This is a genomic window from Rhizobium laguerreae, assembly GCF_002008165.1.
In the GTDB taxonomy this organism is placed as follows: Bacteria; Pseudomonadota; Alphaproteobacteria; order Rhizobiales; family Rhizobiaceae; genus Rhizobium; species Rhizobium laguerreae.
The window spans coordinates 229,590-246,987 of record NZ_MRDM01000010.1 but is presented as its reverse complement, the minus strand read 5'-3'; the positions used below and the strand labels follow the sequence as shown (position 1 = coordinate 246,987).

Genomic DNA, 17,398 nt, shown 5'->3' with positions numbered 1-17,398 from the left:
CCTGGGTCTCGATCTCAATTCAACAGAAATTAGCGGCATGACAAACCGGATCTTCTACACCAAACCTTCGATCACCCAGCTCGAAACGGATTATGCAGCCGATGCCGCCGCCACCGGCTGGGGCGCGCGCTGCTACGACTATCTCAACCGCTTCGAACGCGACTTCAAGACCTACCTCGGCAGCGGCTTTGCGATCGCGACCTCGAGCTGCACCGGCGCCATGCACATGGGGCTTGCAGCGCTCGGCGTCGGCGCTGGCGATGAAGTGATCCTCGCCGATACGAACTGGGTTGCGACCGTCTCCCCAATTGTCCATCTCGGCGCAAGACCCGTTTTCGTCGATGTGCGCGCCGACACTTGGTGCATTGATCCCGAGGAGGTCGAGCGCCATATCACGCCGAAGACCAAGGCCATTATCGCCACGCATCTCTACGGCAACCTCTGCGACATGGATGCGCTGCTGGAGATCGGCAAGAGGACGGGCATTCCGGTGATCGAAGACGCGGCTGAAGCGGTCGGCTCCCTCTGGCACGGCCGCCGCGCCGGCTCGATGGGCGCGTTCGGCACCTTCTCCTTCCATGGCACCAAGACGCTGACGACAGGCGAAGGCGGCATGTTCGTCACCAATGACGCCGCCCTTTACGAAAAGGTGCTGACGCTCAGCAATCACGGCCGGGCTCGCGGACAGACGAAGCAGTTCTGGCCGGATGCGATCGGCTTCAAATACAAGATGTCCAACATCCAGGCTGCCATCGGCTGCGCCCAACTCGAGCGCATCGAGGAACTCGTCAACCGCAAGCGCGAAATTCTGGCCTCCTACATGATCCGGCTTTCGGCCCTGCCCGGCATCACGATGAACCCGGAATACACCGGCACGATCAACGGCGCTTGGATGCCGACCGCCGTCTTCCATCCGTCGACGGGCGTTACCCGCGAGATGATGCAGCAGACCTTCGAGACCGCCAATATCGACGCGCGCGTCTTCTTCTATCCCCTCTCCAGCCTCTCCATGTTCGAAGATCGGCCCGAGAACGTGAACGCCTGGAGCATTCCGGGCCGTGCGATCAACCTGCCGAGCTATCACGACATGAGCGAAGCCGATATCGACCGGGTAGCGGCAACGCTGCTCGATATGGCGGCCGGGCGGATCTACCACAACAGCACGGCATTGCGGCAGTCGGTCTAAGACAGCCCTACAGCGAAGGACAAAGAACAGTCATGACCACGAAGGACGATCGTCTCGAATTCGAAGCCCACAAGCGGGAAATGTCGCTTGCACTCGGCAAGGACGAGGCAAGTTTCCAACAATCGCTGAACACGCTGATCGGGCTCGACAAGTTCGACTATTTCTATCTCTGGTCATGGATGGGCGTGCCGATCATCCAGCTTCCGGTCGATATCCTGGCGACCCAGGAGGTCATCTGGGCGACTAAGCCCGATGTCATCATCGAAACCGGCATTGCGCGCGGCGGCTCGCTGATCTTCATGGCGTCGATCCTCGCCGCCATGGGCAACGACAAGGCCAAGGTCGTCGGTGTCGACATCGACATCCGCGCCCATAATCGCCAGTCGATCGAATCCCATCCGATGTCGAGCCGGATCAAGATGATCCAGGGCGGTTCCGTCGACGACGACGTGCTTGCCGCCGTGAAGGCCGAGATCCCGCCGGGCGCCCGCGTGATGGTGGTGCTCGACAGCGACCATTCCTACGAGCATGTTCTGGCGGAATGCCGCGCCTACGGTCCGCTGGTGACGGAAGGCTGCTACCTCGTCGTCGCCGACACGCTCATCGGCCACCTGACCGAGGAACAGGCCTTCACAAAGCGCTCCAAGGTCTGGCTGCGCGGCAACGAGCCGCTGAAGGCAGTCACCGATTATCTGGCGGAAACCGACCGCTTCGAAGTCGATCCGGTTCTGAACGGCAAGCTCGTGCTGTCTTCCTCGCCGGGCGGCTACTGCATCTGCCGAAAGGCGTGAGAGAACAAGCGGGGATAGTCGTTCATGACACAGGTCGACATCGTCAGCCTCAAGGACAATGCGGATCCGGCCAGGCGGCTCCGACTTCCGATCAGGGACGATAACGGCAGGCATGTGGGCGACCTGCAATGCATCGACAGGTCTATGCTCGACGAGCCCGGCCTGATCGACGATCTGACGACGTGGCGCAACCAGTCGATGCCGTTTTTCCTCACCCAGTTTAGCGCCACCGAGGAACGCACGCGGCGGTGGCTCGAAACCATCTCACTGCCCGCCGCCGACCGAATCCTGTTCGTCATTTGCGATCCCGGCGGAAACCGGTTCGGCAATTTCGGCATCTGCAACATCCAGCCCGGCTCGGCCGAATTCGACAACGTCATCCGCGGGCGGGCGAGCGATATCCGCAATCTGATGTTCCATTGCGGCATGGCACTGCTGGAGTGGATGTTCTCCGGGCTTGGGGTCGAAACCGCCGAGCTGCATGTGTTCTCCCACAATGAAAAAGCGATCGGCCTTTACAAGCGGCTGGGCTTTGCGGTGGCCGCAAACTTGCCGCTGCGGCGCACCGAGGAAGAAGGCGTGGTCAAATATTCGATCGTCGATCGATCGGAAGCAAATGCCGGCTTCGACTATCTGAGGATGGAGCTTCCGATCGAACGTTTCCGGCAGGCGCATCCAGCGGCTTTGCTGATCGCCTGAAGCGTCTTACCGCACCGGCTGATAGTGGCCGCGGAGCGGAACTTTGCCACCGGTGGTAACGAAGCCGTGGCGTTCGCAGACATACATCAGCGTCGGCATGCCGCCCGAGCGGAAGATCTCGTCATAGCGGCGGCGGACCTGGACGGTTTCGGTGCGGCAATTGTAGGATTCCTCTTCCTTCTTGTCCGGCTGCGCCTTGACGCCGGGAAGACCCTTATAGGGATAGAGAGGTTGAACGCCCGAATCATCAAGCGGCCGTAGCGGGCGACTTCCTGAAATAGCTTCTGATGACGGGATGGCTTGGCGCTCCTCGCAAACTGGAAGGACGTGCCCTCGGCCAAACCGGAATGTCCGAACGGCAAGCTGTTCCATTGCTCAACGTACGACCTGCGAAACGCGCGGCTGCCCGTTCCGACACCCCGTAAGCCTCGCACAAGAACGAAATCGGATACCGGGACAAGGATGAACATACGGCCGTTCCGCCTGTAAAGAGCCCGGGCGGCTCCGAGAGTGGTCGGTAAACCTGGCTAGACACTCTGGAGTTCGCTTGAGATGAAAGTCGTAATTCTCGCTGGTGACGTCGATCAAGGATGGCTTGATCGCCTTCCTCGAACAAGCCAAACGCAGTGGCAAGAAAGTCGCCGCCGATGGCGCGGCCGCCAAGGGCAACACGCTGCTAAATTTCTGTGGCGTCGGCACCGATCTCATCGAATATGTCGTCGACCGCAACCCGCACAAGCAGGGCCATTTCCTGCCTGGCTGCAAGCTGCAGATGTATACGCCTGAGAAGATGGAAGAAACCAAGAACGAGGTAGTTTTGGCAACAGCAGTGTCGGCAGTTGGGGCGGTCGCTTCGCCGTCGCCGTGCCTGAATTGACGGTGCTGGGATCAAGTTCATTCCGACCGCGGTTACGGGAGCCCTGGTCGTTGAAGTCGAGGAACGCGCCGATGATTGCGGGCTGTTTGCGCGAACCTTCTGTGCGGAAACTTTCGCCGCTGTCTGAGGTCTACGCACCGGAACTCTCACGCGGCTTCCGTTGGAATGACCCCTCATTTTCAATCCACTGGCCTTTCGAGCCCGTCACCATGAACGCTCGCGATTCCAGCTACGACCTCTACGACAGCGGAGAAAAATCGTGAGCGCCATAAAACTCAGCATCTGCCTGCCGACGTTCAACCGTGCGGTATTCCTCAACAAGGCGCTTGCCTATTTCGTCACCGACTACAAGATTCCATTTGAATATGAGATTGTGATCTCGGACAACGCCTCGACAGACAATACGCGGGAAATCGTGGATGCCTATATCAGCGAGGGGTTGCCGATCCGGTATTTCCGCCGCACGGAAAACCTTGGTTATGAACCAAACCTTTCCAGTGCGTTCCGTCACGCCCGCGGAGAGTACAACGTCTATCTCGCAGACGACGACATGCTCATCATTGACGGTATCGTCGACACGATCAAATATCTCGATGCAAATCCCGATGTTACCGCCTGCTATGCTCCATGGTATCTGCATGACGAAGTGCAGAAGGTCGACCAGACGCTGTTCTATACCGTGAAGGCCGACCGGAAATATGAGCGGCGGGACTTCCTCGGGGTTTTCGCCTTCCTCGTCGAAAGTCACGTCTTTCCCGAAATCGGCATCTATCGCGCATCCGCCCTGCGGTCTGCCTGGGTGCCGCGCTACTTTTCCTATTGGGCATTCTCCCATCTCGCGCACTATCTGGACCTAGGGGCAGTGACATTCCGCCAGAAGCCGTTCTATCGCGCCGTGACGGTGTCAACCATTCCACGCGATCGGCCGCAGGCCGGCAACGACGAACTGCTGACAGCGTGGGACCGCTATCGGGGCGGACTCGAATATTTCGTCAATCTCGGCGTCAAGCGTGGCGTGCTGCGTTTCGACCAGCAGTTCATCGCTCAGTACGAGTCGCTCATCAAGCACTTCACGCTGAACAGAATGGCTGTGGCGTTGCGCTTCTGGTTCGCAAGAAAGGAGTATCTCAGATCATATGAGCTCTATTCCCGGCTCTGCTTCGGTGGCTTCGGCGATCATCCCGACGTGACCGGGGTACAGGGCCAATTGCCGCTGATGGCGGCAGTGCAGACGCTTGCCTGGGCGACGAATTCCGCAGCGGAGGTGAATCGGCTCGTTCTTCACGGTATGGCAGATCCGGCGTCAATCGAGGGGCTACTCCGGGAACTGGGGCTGAGAGCCGACATCGAGGTCGTTTACGGGGGAAGCGAACCGTCTCCTTCAGAGCCTGAGCGTGCCGCCGTCTTCGTCCCAAATGCTGCAGATCGAATCATCTATCTACAGAAGGGCCATCCGCAAAACCTCGTCTTCAGTGAAGAAGACCTCATCCAGCCGCTGGCGATCTAACCTCGCCTGCCGGTCAAGCGGTATACAAGGAATATCCGATGCCTTTAATCGCCGATCCGACAAGCCGCATTTCGGCTCTCGCCGACATCGAGGAGAGCCAACGCGGAACCCGGTACGCAATCGGCGCGGGTTCGATCATCGACAGTTTCGTTAAGATCAAGCCTGCCGGCGGCTGCGGTGATCTCCTCATCGGCGAGCGCGTGGTGATAAATTCCGGCTGCGTTCTGTATACCGGCAATGGCATCGTCATCGGCGATGACTGCGCGATAGCGGCAAATTGCGTCCTTGCACCTGTCAATCACGAGTACAGCCGGCGCGACATGTTGATCCGCGACCAGCGATTCAAGCCATCGCGCGGCGGCATCGTCATCGGCAAGGATGTCTGGATCGGTGCGGGATGCGTTCTTCTTGACGGCGCCGTCGTGGAGGATGGAGCCGTGATCGGCGCCATGTCGCTCATTCGCGGCCACGTCGAAGCGTATTCGGTCAATATTGGTACGCCGCTGCGGCAGATCGGCTGGAGGCATTGAAATGGGCGAGCGCAGTACGGCCACGATCATAGGCTCGGGCGGCTTCATCGGACAGGCCCTCACGCGTCATTTGCAGGCCGCGGGCTGGACCTGCCACCTGCCCTCGCGCGACGTGGCTTGGCCGCAGTGTGGCGTTTTGCACGGCCATATCTTCTACTGTGCCGGGCTGACGGCGGATTTCGCACGACGGCCTGCGGATACGATCGAGGCCCATGTGAGCCTCGTGTCGCGTGTACTGCAATCGGAAAAATATGATTCGCTCGTCTATCTCTCGTCCACCAGGCTCTACGACGGCCTTCCTGCCGGCGTCGAAGCGACGGAAGATCTATGCTTCCCAGTCTCTCCGCGGAAACCGCGCCATCTTTACGATCTTTCGAAGCTCATGGGCGAAGCCGCCTGCCTTGCACTTGGCTCCGGACGTGCGCGGATTGCGCGGCTTGCCTCGGTCTATGACAGCCGCGGCGGCGATGACGGATTCCTACCGCAACTTCTCGACAAGATTGCCGTGACTCGACGCGGCGGAGAAATCCGCCTTGCCTCCTCGCCGGCATTCTCGCGGGACTACGTCCATATGGACGATGTCGTGGCGGGCCTCGTTCACATTGCAACCAAAGGCAAAGCCGATATCTACAATGTCGCATCCGGCAAGAACATCCGGAACGGCGCGCTGGCTTCCTTGATACAAGAAACAAGCGGAAGGCGCATCCGGTTCGAACCCGGGAATGTACCGGTCGATCCGCCTGTCATAGACGTCACACGCATGGCCGGCGAATTCGGCTGGCGCCCGGATTCGGTGGCCGGTAAACTTTCACCGCTGCTTTCCGGTTTGGACTGAAGGAGCGAAGATGGAGATCGTCAACCTGGAAGCCGGCAGGCTTGCGGCCTATTGCTGCGAACAGATCCGCAGGCTTATCCCGTTCGGCGACGAGACCGAATTCGGGCTCGTCGAAAAACACCTCCCCGAAGCGCTGCAAAGGCTCGATCACTGCGTCTCGAACGTCGCCATCTGGAAAGCCGGCCGCTTCGATATCCTGCATTCCTCGCAATACTGCATTTTCCTCTACTATCTCTCCAATACGATCTGGAAGCAGGAAAAGGCGACGGCGATATGCACCAAGCTGTTTCTGTTGAACAAGCAGTTGAATGCCATTGACGTGTTCTATGAAATCGAAATGCCCGAAATTTTCTTCATCGGTCATTCTGTGGGGATAGTTCTTGCCAAGGCTACCTACGGCAACCACCTCGTGCTCTATCAAAACTCGACCGTCGGAAAGAACAATGGCGTTGCGCCCGTGATTGAGGATGGCGTCATCCTCTATCCGAATACAGCGGTGATCGGCGGCAGCCGAGTGCGCGAGCGCAGCATCATTGCGCAGGGCGTAAGCGTCATAAATCGTGACACGGAGCCAAAAAGGATCGTTTATCAGGGAGCGGAAAACACGCTGGTGTTCAGGGAAAGCAGGCGCGACATTCTTTCCGACTTCTTCCGCAGCGTCTGACAGGTCCTACCCCTCACCGCACCGGCTGATAGTGGCCGCGGAGCGGAACTTTGCCACCGGTGGTAACGAAGCCGTCGCGTTCGCAGACATACATCAGCGTCGGCATGCCGCCCGAGCGGAAGATCTCGTCGTAACGGCGGCGGACCTGGACGGTTTCGGTGCGGCAATTGTAGGATTCCTCTTCCTTCTTGTCCGGCTGCGCCTTGACGCCGGGAAGACCCTTGTAGGGATAGAGGGGTTGAACGCCCGAATCGACGGATTTCGTCCAGTCGACGGCAAGGGCGGAGGCCGGGGCGAGGCCAGACACGGCGACGAGCGATATCAGAAGCATCATCAACAGCCGCATGGTAACTCTCCTGCCGGCTAGAGCGGTTCAGCTTTTCACGGAAACGCAGAACCGCTCTAACGTTTTGTTTTACCCAATTCCGGACGGAAAACCGCTTCGCACTTTTCCTGGAATTGCTCTATAGGCCGCTTCCCCGATGTAGGGAAACCGACGACCGTCATCAAGCGGCCGCAGCGGGTGACTTCCTGAAATAACTTCTGATGACGGGATGGCTGAAGAGGCCGGCGAGGATCGCAAAGCCGGCGCCGACGACGAAACCGGCGAGAAAACCGCCGATGATGCCGGCGACCAGCAGGATTTTCTTTCCCGGACCGTCGGCCTTGACCGGCGGCTCGGCCGGCGAGATGACGCGAATGTTACTCTGGTTGAGGCTCTGCTCCTCGCTCGTCTGGCTGGAGCGCTTCAGCACCGTCTCGTAGATATTGCGCGCCGCCGTCGCCTTGCGCTGCAATTCGTTCAATTCTACCTGCTTGTCGGACGAACTCGCGTGCAGCGCCTTCTGCACGGCAAGCTCCTTAGCAATGCTGTCCTCGGCGGCCTTGGCCTGCTCGTATTCGCCCCTTGCCGAGGTGGCGAGACGCTGCAATTCGCCCTTGATTTCGACTGATATGCTCTGCAGCGACGAGCGGGCCGCCTGCAGGCGCGGATGACGCGTGCCCATCTGGCTTTCGAGGCTGCCGACGGCGGCGGCCTGGGTGGCATATTGCTGACGCAGGCTGACGAGCGGCGAGGTGACGCCGCCCTCCATCTGGTTGCCGGCGACGATGTCCTCGACGCGGAGATTGGCGACGGCATCGGCGCGCGCCTTTGCCTGGATGGTCTTTTCCTGCGCGGTCACCAGCAGCGTGTTCAGCGAGACGAGCCGCTGATCGGAGATCAGGTTGCCTTCGGTCGCGGCCATGTCGTTGTCGGCGCGGAAGGTTTCGACGGCCTGCTCGGCTTCCAGCACCTTCTGGCGCAGGTCGTCGAGGCGTCCATCGAGCGTCGAGGAGGTGTTTTCGTAAATGCCGTTCGAGGCGCTGTTTTCTTCCTCGGTGAAGGAGGTGACGACCTGATTGGCAAGCCTTGCGGATTTTTCGGGATCGTTGGTCGTGGCAGCCAGCGAGACGACATAGGTGCTGGCCTCACGGGTAATAACAAGCGCCTTCTGCAGAGTGCCGATCACGGCGGCACCATCGGTCCGGCCGCCGGTGAATTCGGGGTCCTGGTCGAGCTTCATTGCTTCGGCGACGCGGCGCAGCACATTGCCCGAGGTCAGGATCTGCACTTGGCTGTCGATCAGCGCCGAGATCATTTCCGGCGAGGGACCCGACGATTGCGCTCCCGCATCGGCAAGGCCGATCTGGCGCGGGTCGAAATAGAGGCTGCTGACGGCGGTGAATTTCTGGGCGATGAGCGGCGCCATCGCCCCGCCGGCGAGGGCTCCGAGAAGCGCCAGGCCAAACACGATCAGCCGCCGGCTCCAGATCGCGGCGATACTCGAGCGGAGGTCGAGAAGCGGTGCGGCAGGTGCGAACGCTGCATTCGGCGGCGCGTCCACGACAGGCTGTTTTTCAGGCGGAGGAGCCGGACGCTCATATTGGCGGGTTTCCGCAATGCTTGCCGGCGGCACGAAGGGGGGCGGGGCGGGTTCGGGCGATGGCCGGACGAAATCATCCGGGCGGATGACAGGACTGCGCATGCGCACGCCTTCCGGCGCAGTCTGAGATGGCTCAAAACTGCGCCAGCCAGGGAGCCGGCTTACCCTGTTCCTGTCATACTGGTTCATACGCGCACTCGTGTCCTGCCCAGCGTGAAAGACTGAAGCCGAGGTGCCGATACTTTAGAAATTCTTAGCTAACGGACCGTTAAAATAAGCTCAGCGACGCCGATGTTGCGATTTGCCGCGATAGCGAGGATGGCCATGCAGACGACACGACATCTGACAGCGCTGCTGCTTGCAGCCGCTCTGATCCCGTCGCCGGCCCTTGCGACTGGTGCGCCCTGCTACCGCGGCGTCAATCTGTCCGGCGGCGAATATGGCGAGCGCGGCGGCATCTACGGCACCAACTACACCTATCCGAGCGAATCCACGATTGGCTATTTCGCCGAAAAAGGCATGACGATCGTCCGGCTGCCCTTCCGCTGGGAACGGCTGCAGCCGGCGCTCGGCGGGCGGCTCGACGAGGATGAGCTCAAGCGGATCAAAGATACGATCGGCCTGATCCGCAAACACGGCATGGCGGTTCTGCTCGACCCGCATAATTTCGGCTATTACGACAAGACCCAGGTCGGCACGGCGCCGGCGACGGATGCCGCCTTCGGGGATTTCTGGGCAAGGCTCGCCGTCGAATTCGCCAATCAGGATGGCGTTCTCTTCGGCCTGATGAACGAACCGCACGACATCAAGGCGACGGACTGGCTGGATGCCGCCAATGCCGCGATCCGCAGTATCCGCGCCGTCGGCGCGCGCAACCTCATCCTGGTGCCGGGCACGGCATGGAGTGGCGCGGGCAGCTGGGAAAAGGATGTGATCGGCGGCGCCAATGGCACGGTGATGCTCGGTGTGCGCGATCCGCTCGATTTCTACGCCTATGAGGTCCACCAGTATCTCGACGCCGACTCCTCCGGCACCCATCCGACCTGCGAAGGCTCGACTGCTGCGGTCGAGGCGATCGCTGGGGTAACCGCCTGGCTGAAGCGGAACCACAAGCGCGGCTTTCTCGGCGAATTCGGCGCCTCCGCCGACAAGGACTGCATGAGCGGGTTGACCGAAATCTACACCACCATGTCTGATAATAGCGATGTCTGGCTCGGCTGGTCCTATTGGGCCGCCGGCGATTGGTGGCCGGCGAACGAGCCGTTCAACGTCCAGCCGCGCGAAGGCCCTGAGCGGCCGCAGATGCGGCTTCTTGCCGAGGTGGCAAAAGCCGGTGCCGGCACTTGCTCCGCCATTAAGCCTGCGGGGAAATGAGCATGGCGGTCGTCGATCACAGGGCAGCGACATTCACTGTAGCCGGTAACCGGCTCGATGCCGCCGGCAGGGCATCGCGCACCGATCATACGGTGCTCTGGCTCGGCCTGCTCTCCGTGCTCTACAACGGCATTCTCGCCTTCATCAACCACAACATCGTGCCGCTCTCGATGACGCATGTCGCCGCCAGCGAAGGCCTGATCATGGCGAGCGCCATCATCTATATCCTGCACAAGGGCATCTACGAGACCGACCTGCCGGCCTTCCTGTTCCTGCTGTTCACGCTGATCGTGACCATCTATGTCAGCGTACTCAACCGCATGCTGTTCATCGATCACTTCCGCAACGTGCTGATCATCTTCTGCTTTACCGGACTCGGGGGCTGGAGCAACGAGAAAACGATGAAGCTCGCCTTTCGCTGGGCAAGCCTTGCCGTCATGATCTTCCTGATCTTCGAGATCGTCAGCGTGCCGTTCTACGTCAGCATCGTCCATCCGTCCGATTATTTCGCCAATACGCGCGGGCTGCTGCCGCTGAGCTACAACACGACGGGCCTCTTCCAAAACGCGCTCGGCTTTCCCGAGCGCTTCTCCTTCGGCATCATCGACCACCGTTCCTCCTCGATCTTCCTCGAGCAGGTGTCGCTTGCCAATTTCTGCGGCGTGATCGCCGTTTACCTGATTTCCATGTGGGAAAAGCTCGGCCGCGGGGACCGGTTGCTGATGATCGGCACGGCCGTGCTGATCCTGGTGACGAACGACACGCGCACAATGCTGATCTTCTGCTTTGCCTGCATCGTCGGCTATTTCATCTTCCCGAAGATCCCGAAGAATTTCAATCTGGCGCTGATGCCGCTGATCGTCGCCGCGGGCTTCCTCGTCTATGTCCTGAAACCCAACGCGACCGGCGACAATTTCACCGGCCGCATCAACCTGACGATGAAGAAGATCATGGAGCTCGATGCGCTCGCCGTCCTTGGGCTTGCGGTCGACCGGGTCGCGGAATTCGCCGACAGCGGCTATGTCTACCTGATCTACGCGGCGACGATCTTCGGCGTCATCGCCCTGTGGCTGTTCGTCTGCCTCTTTCCCGCCGGGCGCACGGCAGCGCAGCGGCGCTGCGCCCATTCACTTTCTCTTTTCATTTTTCTGAATATGATGATCGGAGGAACCGCGGTCTTCTCGATGAAGATCGCCGGTCTCCTCTGGTTCGTCGTCGGATATATGCGTTTCCACGACAGCCCGCGCATCCGGCAGGATCGTCCGGCAGATGTACTGAGTTGACCGCAGCGGCGCGGCTGAGACCGACGCCCGCGCGAGCCCGAGGGAGCAAGACGCTCGATGCTTGTCCAGCTTCAATATCTGCGCGCCATAGCGGCGCTGATGGTCGTCTATTTCCACGCGGTCTTGCAGCTTGCCAAGGTCAATCCCGCAGTCGACGCCACCGCCTTCGTCTATGGCGAAACCGGCGTCGACATCTTCTTCGTCTTGAGCGGGTTCGTAATGTGGCTGACGACGAGCGGACGCGCGATGAGCCCGATCGACTTCGCCCGGCGGCGCATCAAGAGAATCGTGCCGCTCTACTGGCTGGCAACGCTGTTTTCAGCGACGGTGGCGCTTGTGGCACCGTCATTGCTCAAATCGACGGTGTTCGACCTGCCGCATCTCATCGCCTCGCTGTTCTTCCTGCCATGGGCCAATCCTGCCGATCCGAGCACGATCACGCCGGTGGTCGTTCCGGGCTGGACGCTGAATTACGAAATGTTCTTCTACTTCGTCTTCGCGCTGCTATTGCCGCTACAGGAAGTACGGCGCATCCCGGCGATGTTTGCCGTCTTTGCCGTCATCCTGATCGCTTGCCGGCTGCTGCCGGAAACGACTATGACCCGGTTCTACCGCGAGCCGATCATGCTGGAATTCCTCGCCGGCGTCGTGCTCGGCTGGCTCTACGGACAGAAGGTGCTTCTGCCGAACCGCTGGGCCTGGGCGGCCCTTGCCATGGGCTTTGCGTTTCTCTCCATCAACGAGGCGCTGATGCCACCGGAAAGCCGGTTTTATGCCTGGGGAATCCCGGCGATCTTCATCGTCTACGGCGCGATCTCCATCGATTTTTCCAGGCTGCCGCTGATCGGATGGCTGAACTATCTCGGCGACTGCTCTTATAGCATCTATATCACCCACGCCTTCACACTGGCTTTTCTCAGGGTCGCCGCCGACCGCCTGCCGATCGGCATCCTGCAGCAGCCGGTGCTCTTCGTGATCCTCTCGCTGGTGCTCTCGTCGATCGGCGGTGCGATCATCCATGAGATCACCTCGCCGCGCCGCCGGAAGGTTGCGGTGGCGAGCCGGCCGCCTGCCTAAAGCGCGTCGAAGGCGAGAATACGCATCCAAGCGGCGCTGACGGTACAGTTTTTCGCGGAACTTCTCCTAAGCTTCAGACTGAAGCAATGACAGAACTTTCACAAACGTGATGGTTATCTTGCAATTTGTCGCATGGATGAAAGTGCGTCGGCCTATCCGCGGCCGGGGCTTTGATCTAAGCACAGCGGCGGCCTTGGAGAGGGAAGAGGGAAAGACATGACAAGTTACGTATTGACGGTATCCTGCAAGTCGACGCGCGGCATCGTGGCGGCGATTTCGAGCTATCTGGCCGAAAAGGGCTGCAATATCGTCGATAGTTCGCAGTTCGACGATCTCGATACCGGCAGGTTCTTCACGCGGGTCAGCTTCATCTCCGAGGAAGGCGTGCCGCTTGCCGAACTGAAGGAAGGCTTCGAGCCGATCTGCAAGCGGTTCGCCATGGATGCCGAGATCCATGACGGCAATGCACGCGTGAAGGTGTTGCTGATGGTATCGCGCTTCGGCCATTGTCTCAACGACCTGCTTTACCGCTGGAAGATCGGCGCGCTGCCGATCGACATCGTCGGCGTCGTCTCCAACCATTTCGACTACCAGAAGGTCGTGGTCAACCATGACATCCCCTTCCACCACATCAAGGTGACGAAGGAGAACAAGCTGCAGGCCGAAGGCCAGATCATGGATATCGTCGAACAGACGGGCACCGAGCTGATCGTGCTGGCGCGTTACATGCAGGTGCTTTCGGATGCGATGTGCCAGAAGATGTCTGGGAAGATCATCAACATCCACCATTCCTTCCTGCCGAGCTTCAAGGGCGCCAATCCTTACAAGCAAGCCTATCAACGCGGCGTGAAGCTGATCGGAGCAACGGCGCATTACGTCACCGCCGATCTCGACGAAGGCCCGATCATCGAGCAGGACACGGCGCGCATCACCCATGCGCAATCGCCCGACGACTATGTCTCGATCGGCCGCGATGTCGAAAGCCAGGTGCTGGCGCGCGCCATCCACGCCCATATCCATCACCGCACCTTCCTGAACGGCAACCGCACCGTGGTCTTCCCGGCCAGCCCCGGCGGCTACGCCTCCGAACGCATGGGGTAAGCGCCGCCAACATCTCTTTTGCTGGCAAATGAACAATCCCCGTTGCCTGCCAGCGGCAAGTACTTGATTATCGCCTTCAATAGGTAATCGAATCATGCTGCGGGAGGGGTGTCGTGACCGACGAGGCGCTTGTTGATCGCATGGCGCTGCCGCGCCCCGACGTGACCTCCAGCGACGCGGAAGAGATCCTCCTTGCTCATTACAGCCTCTCCGGCACGCTTGTCGAACTCGGCAGCCAGCAGGATAGGAACTATCGCGTCGATAGCGATCGTGGCCGCTACGTCCTGAAGATCTGCCATGCAGCCTACGAGACCCGCGAGCTCGAAGCACAGAATGCGGCGATCCATCATCTCAAAAGCAAGCAAGATGCGCCGCGCGTTCCGAAGGTGATCGCCACCAATGACGGGCGGGAGATCGTCGTCCTTACCGTGCGCGGGCAGGGTTATCAGGTCCGGCTGCTCGAATATCTGGAAGGCCAGGGGCTGACGGAGCTGACCTATCTGGCGCCGGCTTCCGTTGCAGCCCTCGGCGCGCTCTGCGCCAGGCTGGCGCAGGCGCTTGCCGATTTCGATCATCCCGGTCTCGACCGCAGCCTGCAATGGGACCTCAGACGGGCAGGTCCCGTTGCGGTGCAGCTGCTTTCGGCCATCACCGACAGCGCCGCGCGCGACCGGATTGCCAAGACCATGGTGATGGCTGTTCGCCGCATTCAGCCGTTGGCGCCGTCGCTTCGGCTGCAGGCCGTCCATCACGACGTCACCGGCGACAATGTCGTCGGCCACCGTGACGCCCGTGGCCATATCATCCCCGACGGGGTGATCGATTTCGGCGACATCATCCGCGGCTGGCTGGTCGGCGACCTCGCCGTCACCTGCGCTTCGCTGCTGCATCAGGCAGATGGCGACCCTTTTCATATCCTGCCCGCTGTCACCGCCTATCAGGCGATCTATCCGCTGAGCGACAAGGAACTGAAGGCGCTCTGGCCACTGATCGTCGCACGCGCGGTCATTCTCGTCGCCAGCGGCGAACAGCAGATTTCGGTCGATCCCGACAATGACTATGTCCGCGACAATCTCGACCGCGAGCGGGCGATCTTCGATACGGCGATGTCGGTTCCCTTCGATCTTATGGAAGCGGCGATCCTCAAGGCAGCCGGCGCAGATGTCGCCGCGCCGGAAACATCGGGATGGCTGCCGTTGCTGCCCGACATCGATCCCGCCGGAATCGCCTATGTCGATCTTGGGGTGCGGAGCCCGCATTTTTCCGCCGGCAACTGGCTAAATACCGACATGGACTGGCGGCTGCTTGCCCGCATGGCAGCCGAAAACGGTACGGCAGCGACGCGCTACGGCGAATATCGGCTTTCCCGCGCGGGAACTGCGAAGGCACAGGCGACCTGCGCCCTGCATGTCGACATATGCCTTGCCGCAGGCAGCGCGATTGCCGCGCCCTTTGCCGGCCGCATCGGCTGGAAGGACCAGCATCTGACGCTCGTCGGCGACAACATGACCCTGCATCTCGATGGGCTCGACCTCTCGGTCGAGGATGGAGCCGAGATTGCCGCCGGTGATCCGCTCGGCACGGTTTTCGGAGAGGCGCCGTCGCTCGGCGGGCTGCGCGTCCAGCTTTGCAGCGTCGCCGGTCTCGAACCGCCGCTCTTTGCCTCACCGCGCGCGGCGGCGGCCTGGTCGGTGCTCTGCCCTTCGCCTTCGTTGCTTCTCAGCCCGCAAGCGGATGCGCCGCAACCTGAAACCGCCGCGCTCTTCGCCAGGCGGCGGGCGCATCTCGCGACGCCGCAGAAGAATTACTATGCGGCACCGCCGCAAATCGAGCGCGGCTGGAAGGAGCATCTGTTCGATGTCGAGGGCCGCGCCTATCTCGACATGGTCAACAACGTCACCATTCTAGGCCATGGCCATCCCAAGTTCGCGGCGGCGATCGGCGCGCAATGGCTGAAGCTCAACACGAATTCGCGCTTCCACTATGGCGCGATCACGGAATTTTCCGAACGCCTCGCCGCCCTGTCGCCGGATGGGCTCGACGCGGTCTTCCTGGTCAACAGCGGCTCGGAGGCGAACGATCTGGCGCTTCGGCTCGCGCAAGCCCATAGCGGCGCGCGCAACATGCTCTGCCTGCTCGAAGCCTATCATGGCTGGTCGGCGGCAAGTGATGCCGTCTCCACCTCGATCGCCGACAATCCGCAGGCACCGACCACCCGGCCGGACTGGGTGCATGCCGTCGTTTCACCGAATACCTATCGCGGCGCATTCCGTGGTCCCGATACCGCGGCAGGCTATCTCAGCGAGGTAACGCCGGTGCTGGAGGCGATCGACGCCGGCGGCAACGGCCTTGCGGGCTTCATCTGCGAATCGGTCTACGGCAATGCCGGCGGCATTCCACTGCCGGACGGTTATCTCAGGGAAATCTATGCGCAAGTGCGCGCCCGCGGCGGCCTTTGCATCGCCGATGAGGTGCAGGTCGGTTATTCCAGGCTCGGACATTATTTCTGGGGCTTCGAGCAGCAGGGGGTCGTGCCCGATATCATCACCATCGCCAAGGGCATGGGCAACGGCCATCCGCTCGGCGCGGTCATCACCACGCGGGAGATCGCGCAATCGCTGGAGAAGAAAGGTTATTTCTTTTCCTCCACCGGCGGCAGCCCGGTCAGTTGCGTCGCCGGCATGACGGTGCTCGACGTCATGGCCGAGGAAAAGCTGCAGGAAAATGCCCGGACGGTCGGCGATCATCTGAAAGCGCGGCTCGCCGCGCTGATCGACCGCCATCCGATTGCAGGCGCCGTGCACGGCATGGGCCTCTATCTCGGCCTCGAATTCGTCCGCGACAGAACGACGCTGGAGCCGGCGACGGAAGAGACGGCTGCAATCTGCGACCGGCTTCTCGAACTCGGCGTCATCATGCAGCCGACCGGCGATCACCAAAATGTGCTGAAGATCAAACCACCGCTCTGCCTCAGCATCGACAGCGCCGATTTCTTCGCGGACACGCTGGAGAAGGTGCTCGAAGAAGGCTGGTGACACAGGGCTTCCAGCATTAACCAAATCGGTCATTTCGAGGCATGTCGATTTTTAATGAAACGGCCATTGCCTGATACAGCAAGGCTTCCTATGTCTGCCGCTGTGATCGATCGAACTTCCGATTCTGTCATGCGAATTTAACGAAGAGCTGATATGTTTCATTCTGTAAGTTCGGGCTGTGACGGAATGAATTTTTTCGAATCGTCGATATTTTGACACGTTTCGGAATATGTTTCTGACAGGCTGTCTGGTAATCTCTACCAAGTTAGTGGATTATCGAAGACAGCCTTCACCGGCCCCGGGCTCTACCGGGACCACTCAAGTGCAACGCCAACACAAGGAACGAGCATGATAGACATCGATATTCTCGCTGATCTCCTTGGGCGATCTGTGCTTGGCAATGACCGTCCGGGCGCCCTCTCCCGCCCGAACTGTCGAATGTGACGTTCGTCCTCCTTTCAACGGTACCAGACAAGTCAATTCGCCATGGCTGCGCATATCGTGCGGCAGGAGT

At 60.4% G+C, this 17,398-nt stretch carries 15 protein-coding genes and 2 pseudogenes; 14 read left to right on the top strand and 3 right to left on the bottom strand.

All coding sequences use genetic code 11. The features are described from left to right. Positions 1 to 37: 37 nt before the first annotated feature. Genes BS630_RS09595 through BS630_RS09585 form a run of 3 tightly spaced genes read left to right on the top strand, consistent with a single transcriptional unit; the run spans position 38 to position 2,676 of the window. Positions 38 to 1,186 (top strand): DegT/DnrJ/EryC1/StrS family aminotransferase, encoded by a 1,149-nt coding sequence (locus BS630_RS09595; RefSeq protein ID WP_077977235.1) that lies wholly within the window; start codon positions 38 to 40, stop codon positions 1,184 to 1,186. Positions 1,187 to 1,218: 32 nt separating this feature from the next. Then, positions 1,219 to 1,977, top strand: coding sequence for a cephalosporin hydroxylase family protein (locus BS630_RS09590; RefSeq protein WP_077977234.1), 759 nt, complete (start codon positions 1,219 to 1,221; stop codon positions 1,975 to 1,977). Positions 1,978 to 2,001: 24 nt separating this feature from the next. Beyond that, entirely contained in the window at positions 2,002 to 2,676 is a 675-nt protein-coding gene (locus tag BS630_RS09585) for a GNAT family N-acetyltransferase (RefSeq protein WP_077977233.1), read from the top strand. A 6-nt stretch (positions 2,677 to 2,682) separates the two neighbouring features. On the opposite strand, the gene BS630_RS09580 is transcribed toward BS630_RS09585, so the two are convergent. Further along, the gene (locus BS630_RS09580; RefSeq protein WP_312876017.1) at positions 2,683 to 3,048 is read right to left on the bottom strand and encodes a hypothetical protein; all 366 of its coding nucleotides are present in this window, start codon (positions 3,046 to 3,048) and stop codon (positions 2,683 to 2,685) included. Between the two features lie 196 nt (positions 3,049 to 3,244). Here BS630_RS09580 and BS630_RS09575 point away from each other — a divergent pair. The 6 genes and pseudogenes from BS630_RS09575 to BS630_RS09550 all read left to right on the top strand — a co-directional run. Continuing rightward, positions 3,245 to 3,564 (top strand): annotated as a pseudogene (locus tag BS630_RS09575) (methyltransferase C-terminal domain-containing protein); the annotation flags it as partial. Next, positions 3,564 to 3,816, top strand: a pseudogene (locus BS630_RS38635) (hypothetical protein). The pseudogenes BS630_RS09575 and BS630_RS38635, both read left to right, overlap by 1 nt. Then, positions 3,813 to 5,060 carry a glycosyltransferase family 2 protein gene (locus tag BS630_RS09565; RefSeq protein WP_077977231.1) on the top strand — a complete coding sequence of 416 codons (1,248 nt, stop codon included), beginning with the start codon at positions 3,813 to 3,815 and terminating at the stop codon, positions 5,058 to 5,060. The pseudogene BS630_RS38635 and the gene BS630_RS09565 overlap by 4 nt, the downstream one beginning before the upstream one ends. 38 nt (positions 5,061 to 5,098) lie before the next feature. After that, on the top strand, positions 5,099 to 5,590 hold the full coding sequence (locus tag BS630_RS09560; protein WP_077977230.1) for an acyltransferase: 492 nt from the start codon (positions 5,099 to 5,101) through the stop codon (positions 5,588 to 5,590). Between the two features lies 1 nt (position 5,591). Continuing rightward, positions 5,592 to 6,425 carry an NAD-dependent epimerase/dehydratase family protein gene (locus tag BS630_RS09555; RefSeq protein ID WP_077977229.1) on the top strand — a complete coding sequence of 278 codons (834 nt, stop codon included), beginning with the start codon at positions 5,592 to 5,594 and terminating at the stop codon, positions 6,423 to 6,425. Between the two features lie 10 nt (positions 6,426 to 6,435). Further along, positions 6,436 to 7,089, top strand: a complete 654-nt coding sequence (locus BS630_RS09550; RefSeq protein ID WP_077977228.1) for an LbetaH domain-containing protein — start codon at positions 6,436 to 6,438, stop codon at positions 7,087 to 7,089. A 13-nt stretch (positions 7,090 to 7,102) separates the two neighbouring features. Here BS630_RS09550 and BS630_RS09545 read toward each other — a convergent pair whose 3' ends face one another. Together BS630_RS09545 and BS630_RS09540 are read right to left on the bottom strand one after the other, a co-directional pair. Continuing rightward, the gene (locus tag BS630_RS09545) at positions 7,103 to 7,435 is read right to left on the bottom strand and encodes a hypothetical protein (RefSeq protein ID WP_077977227.1); all 333 of its coding nucleotides are present in this window, start codon (positions 7,433 to 7,435) and stop codon (positions 7,103 to 7,105) included. A gap of 160 nt (positions 7,436 to 7,595) precedes the next feature. Beyond that, positions 7,596 to 9,203, bottom strand: coding sequence for a GumC family protein (locus tag BS630_RS09540; RefSeq protein ID WP_077977226.1), 1,608 nt, complete (start codon positions 9,201 to 9,203; stop codon positions 7,596 to 7,598). Between the two features lie 135 nt (positions 9,204 to 9,338). Here BS630_RS09540 and BS630_RS09535 point away from each other — a divergent pair, with 135 nt between their 5' ends. From BS630_RS09535 to BS630_RS09515, 5 genes are all read left to right on the top strand, one after another. Further along, positions 9,339 to 10,388, top strand: coding sequence for a glycoside hydrolase family 5 protein (locus BS630_RS09535; protein WP_077977705.1), 1,050 nt, complete (start codon positions 9,339 to 9,341; stop codon positions 10,386 to 10,388). Between the two features lie 2 nt (positions 10,389 to 10,390). Next, complete coding sequence (locus BS630_RS09530) at positions 10,391 to 11,671, top strand: hypothetical protein (protein ID WP_077977225.1); 1,281 nt, start codon at positions 10,391 to 10,393, stop codon at positions 11,669 to 11,671. Positions 11,672 to 11,728: 57 nt separating this feature from the next. After that, positions 11,729 to 12,748, top strand: coding sequence for an acyltransferase family protein (locus tag BS630_RS09525; protein ID WP_077977224.1), 1,020 nt, complete (start codon positions 11,729 to 11,731; stop codon positions 12,746 to 12,748). 216 nt (positions 12,749 to 12,964) lie between these two features. Then, a complete protein-coding gene (gene purU / locus BS630_RS09520) occupies positions 12,965 to 13,849 on the top strand; it encodes a formyltetrahydrofolate deformylase (protein ID WP_077977223.1) in 885 nt (294 codons plus the stop codon). A gap of 113 nt (positions 13,850 to 13,962) precedes the next feature. Further along, complete coding sequence (locus tag BS630_RS09515; RefSeq protein WP_077977222.1) at positions 13,963 to 16,884, top strand: aminotransferase; 2,922 nt, start codon at positions 13,963 to 13,965, stop codon at positions 16,882 to 16,884. The last annotated feature ends 514 nt before the right edge of the window (positions 16,885 to 17,398 follow it).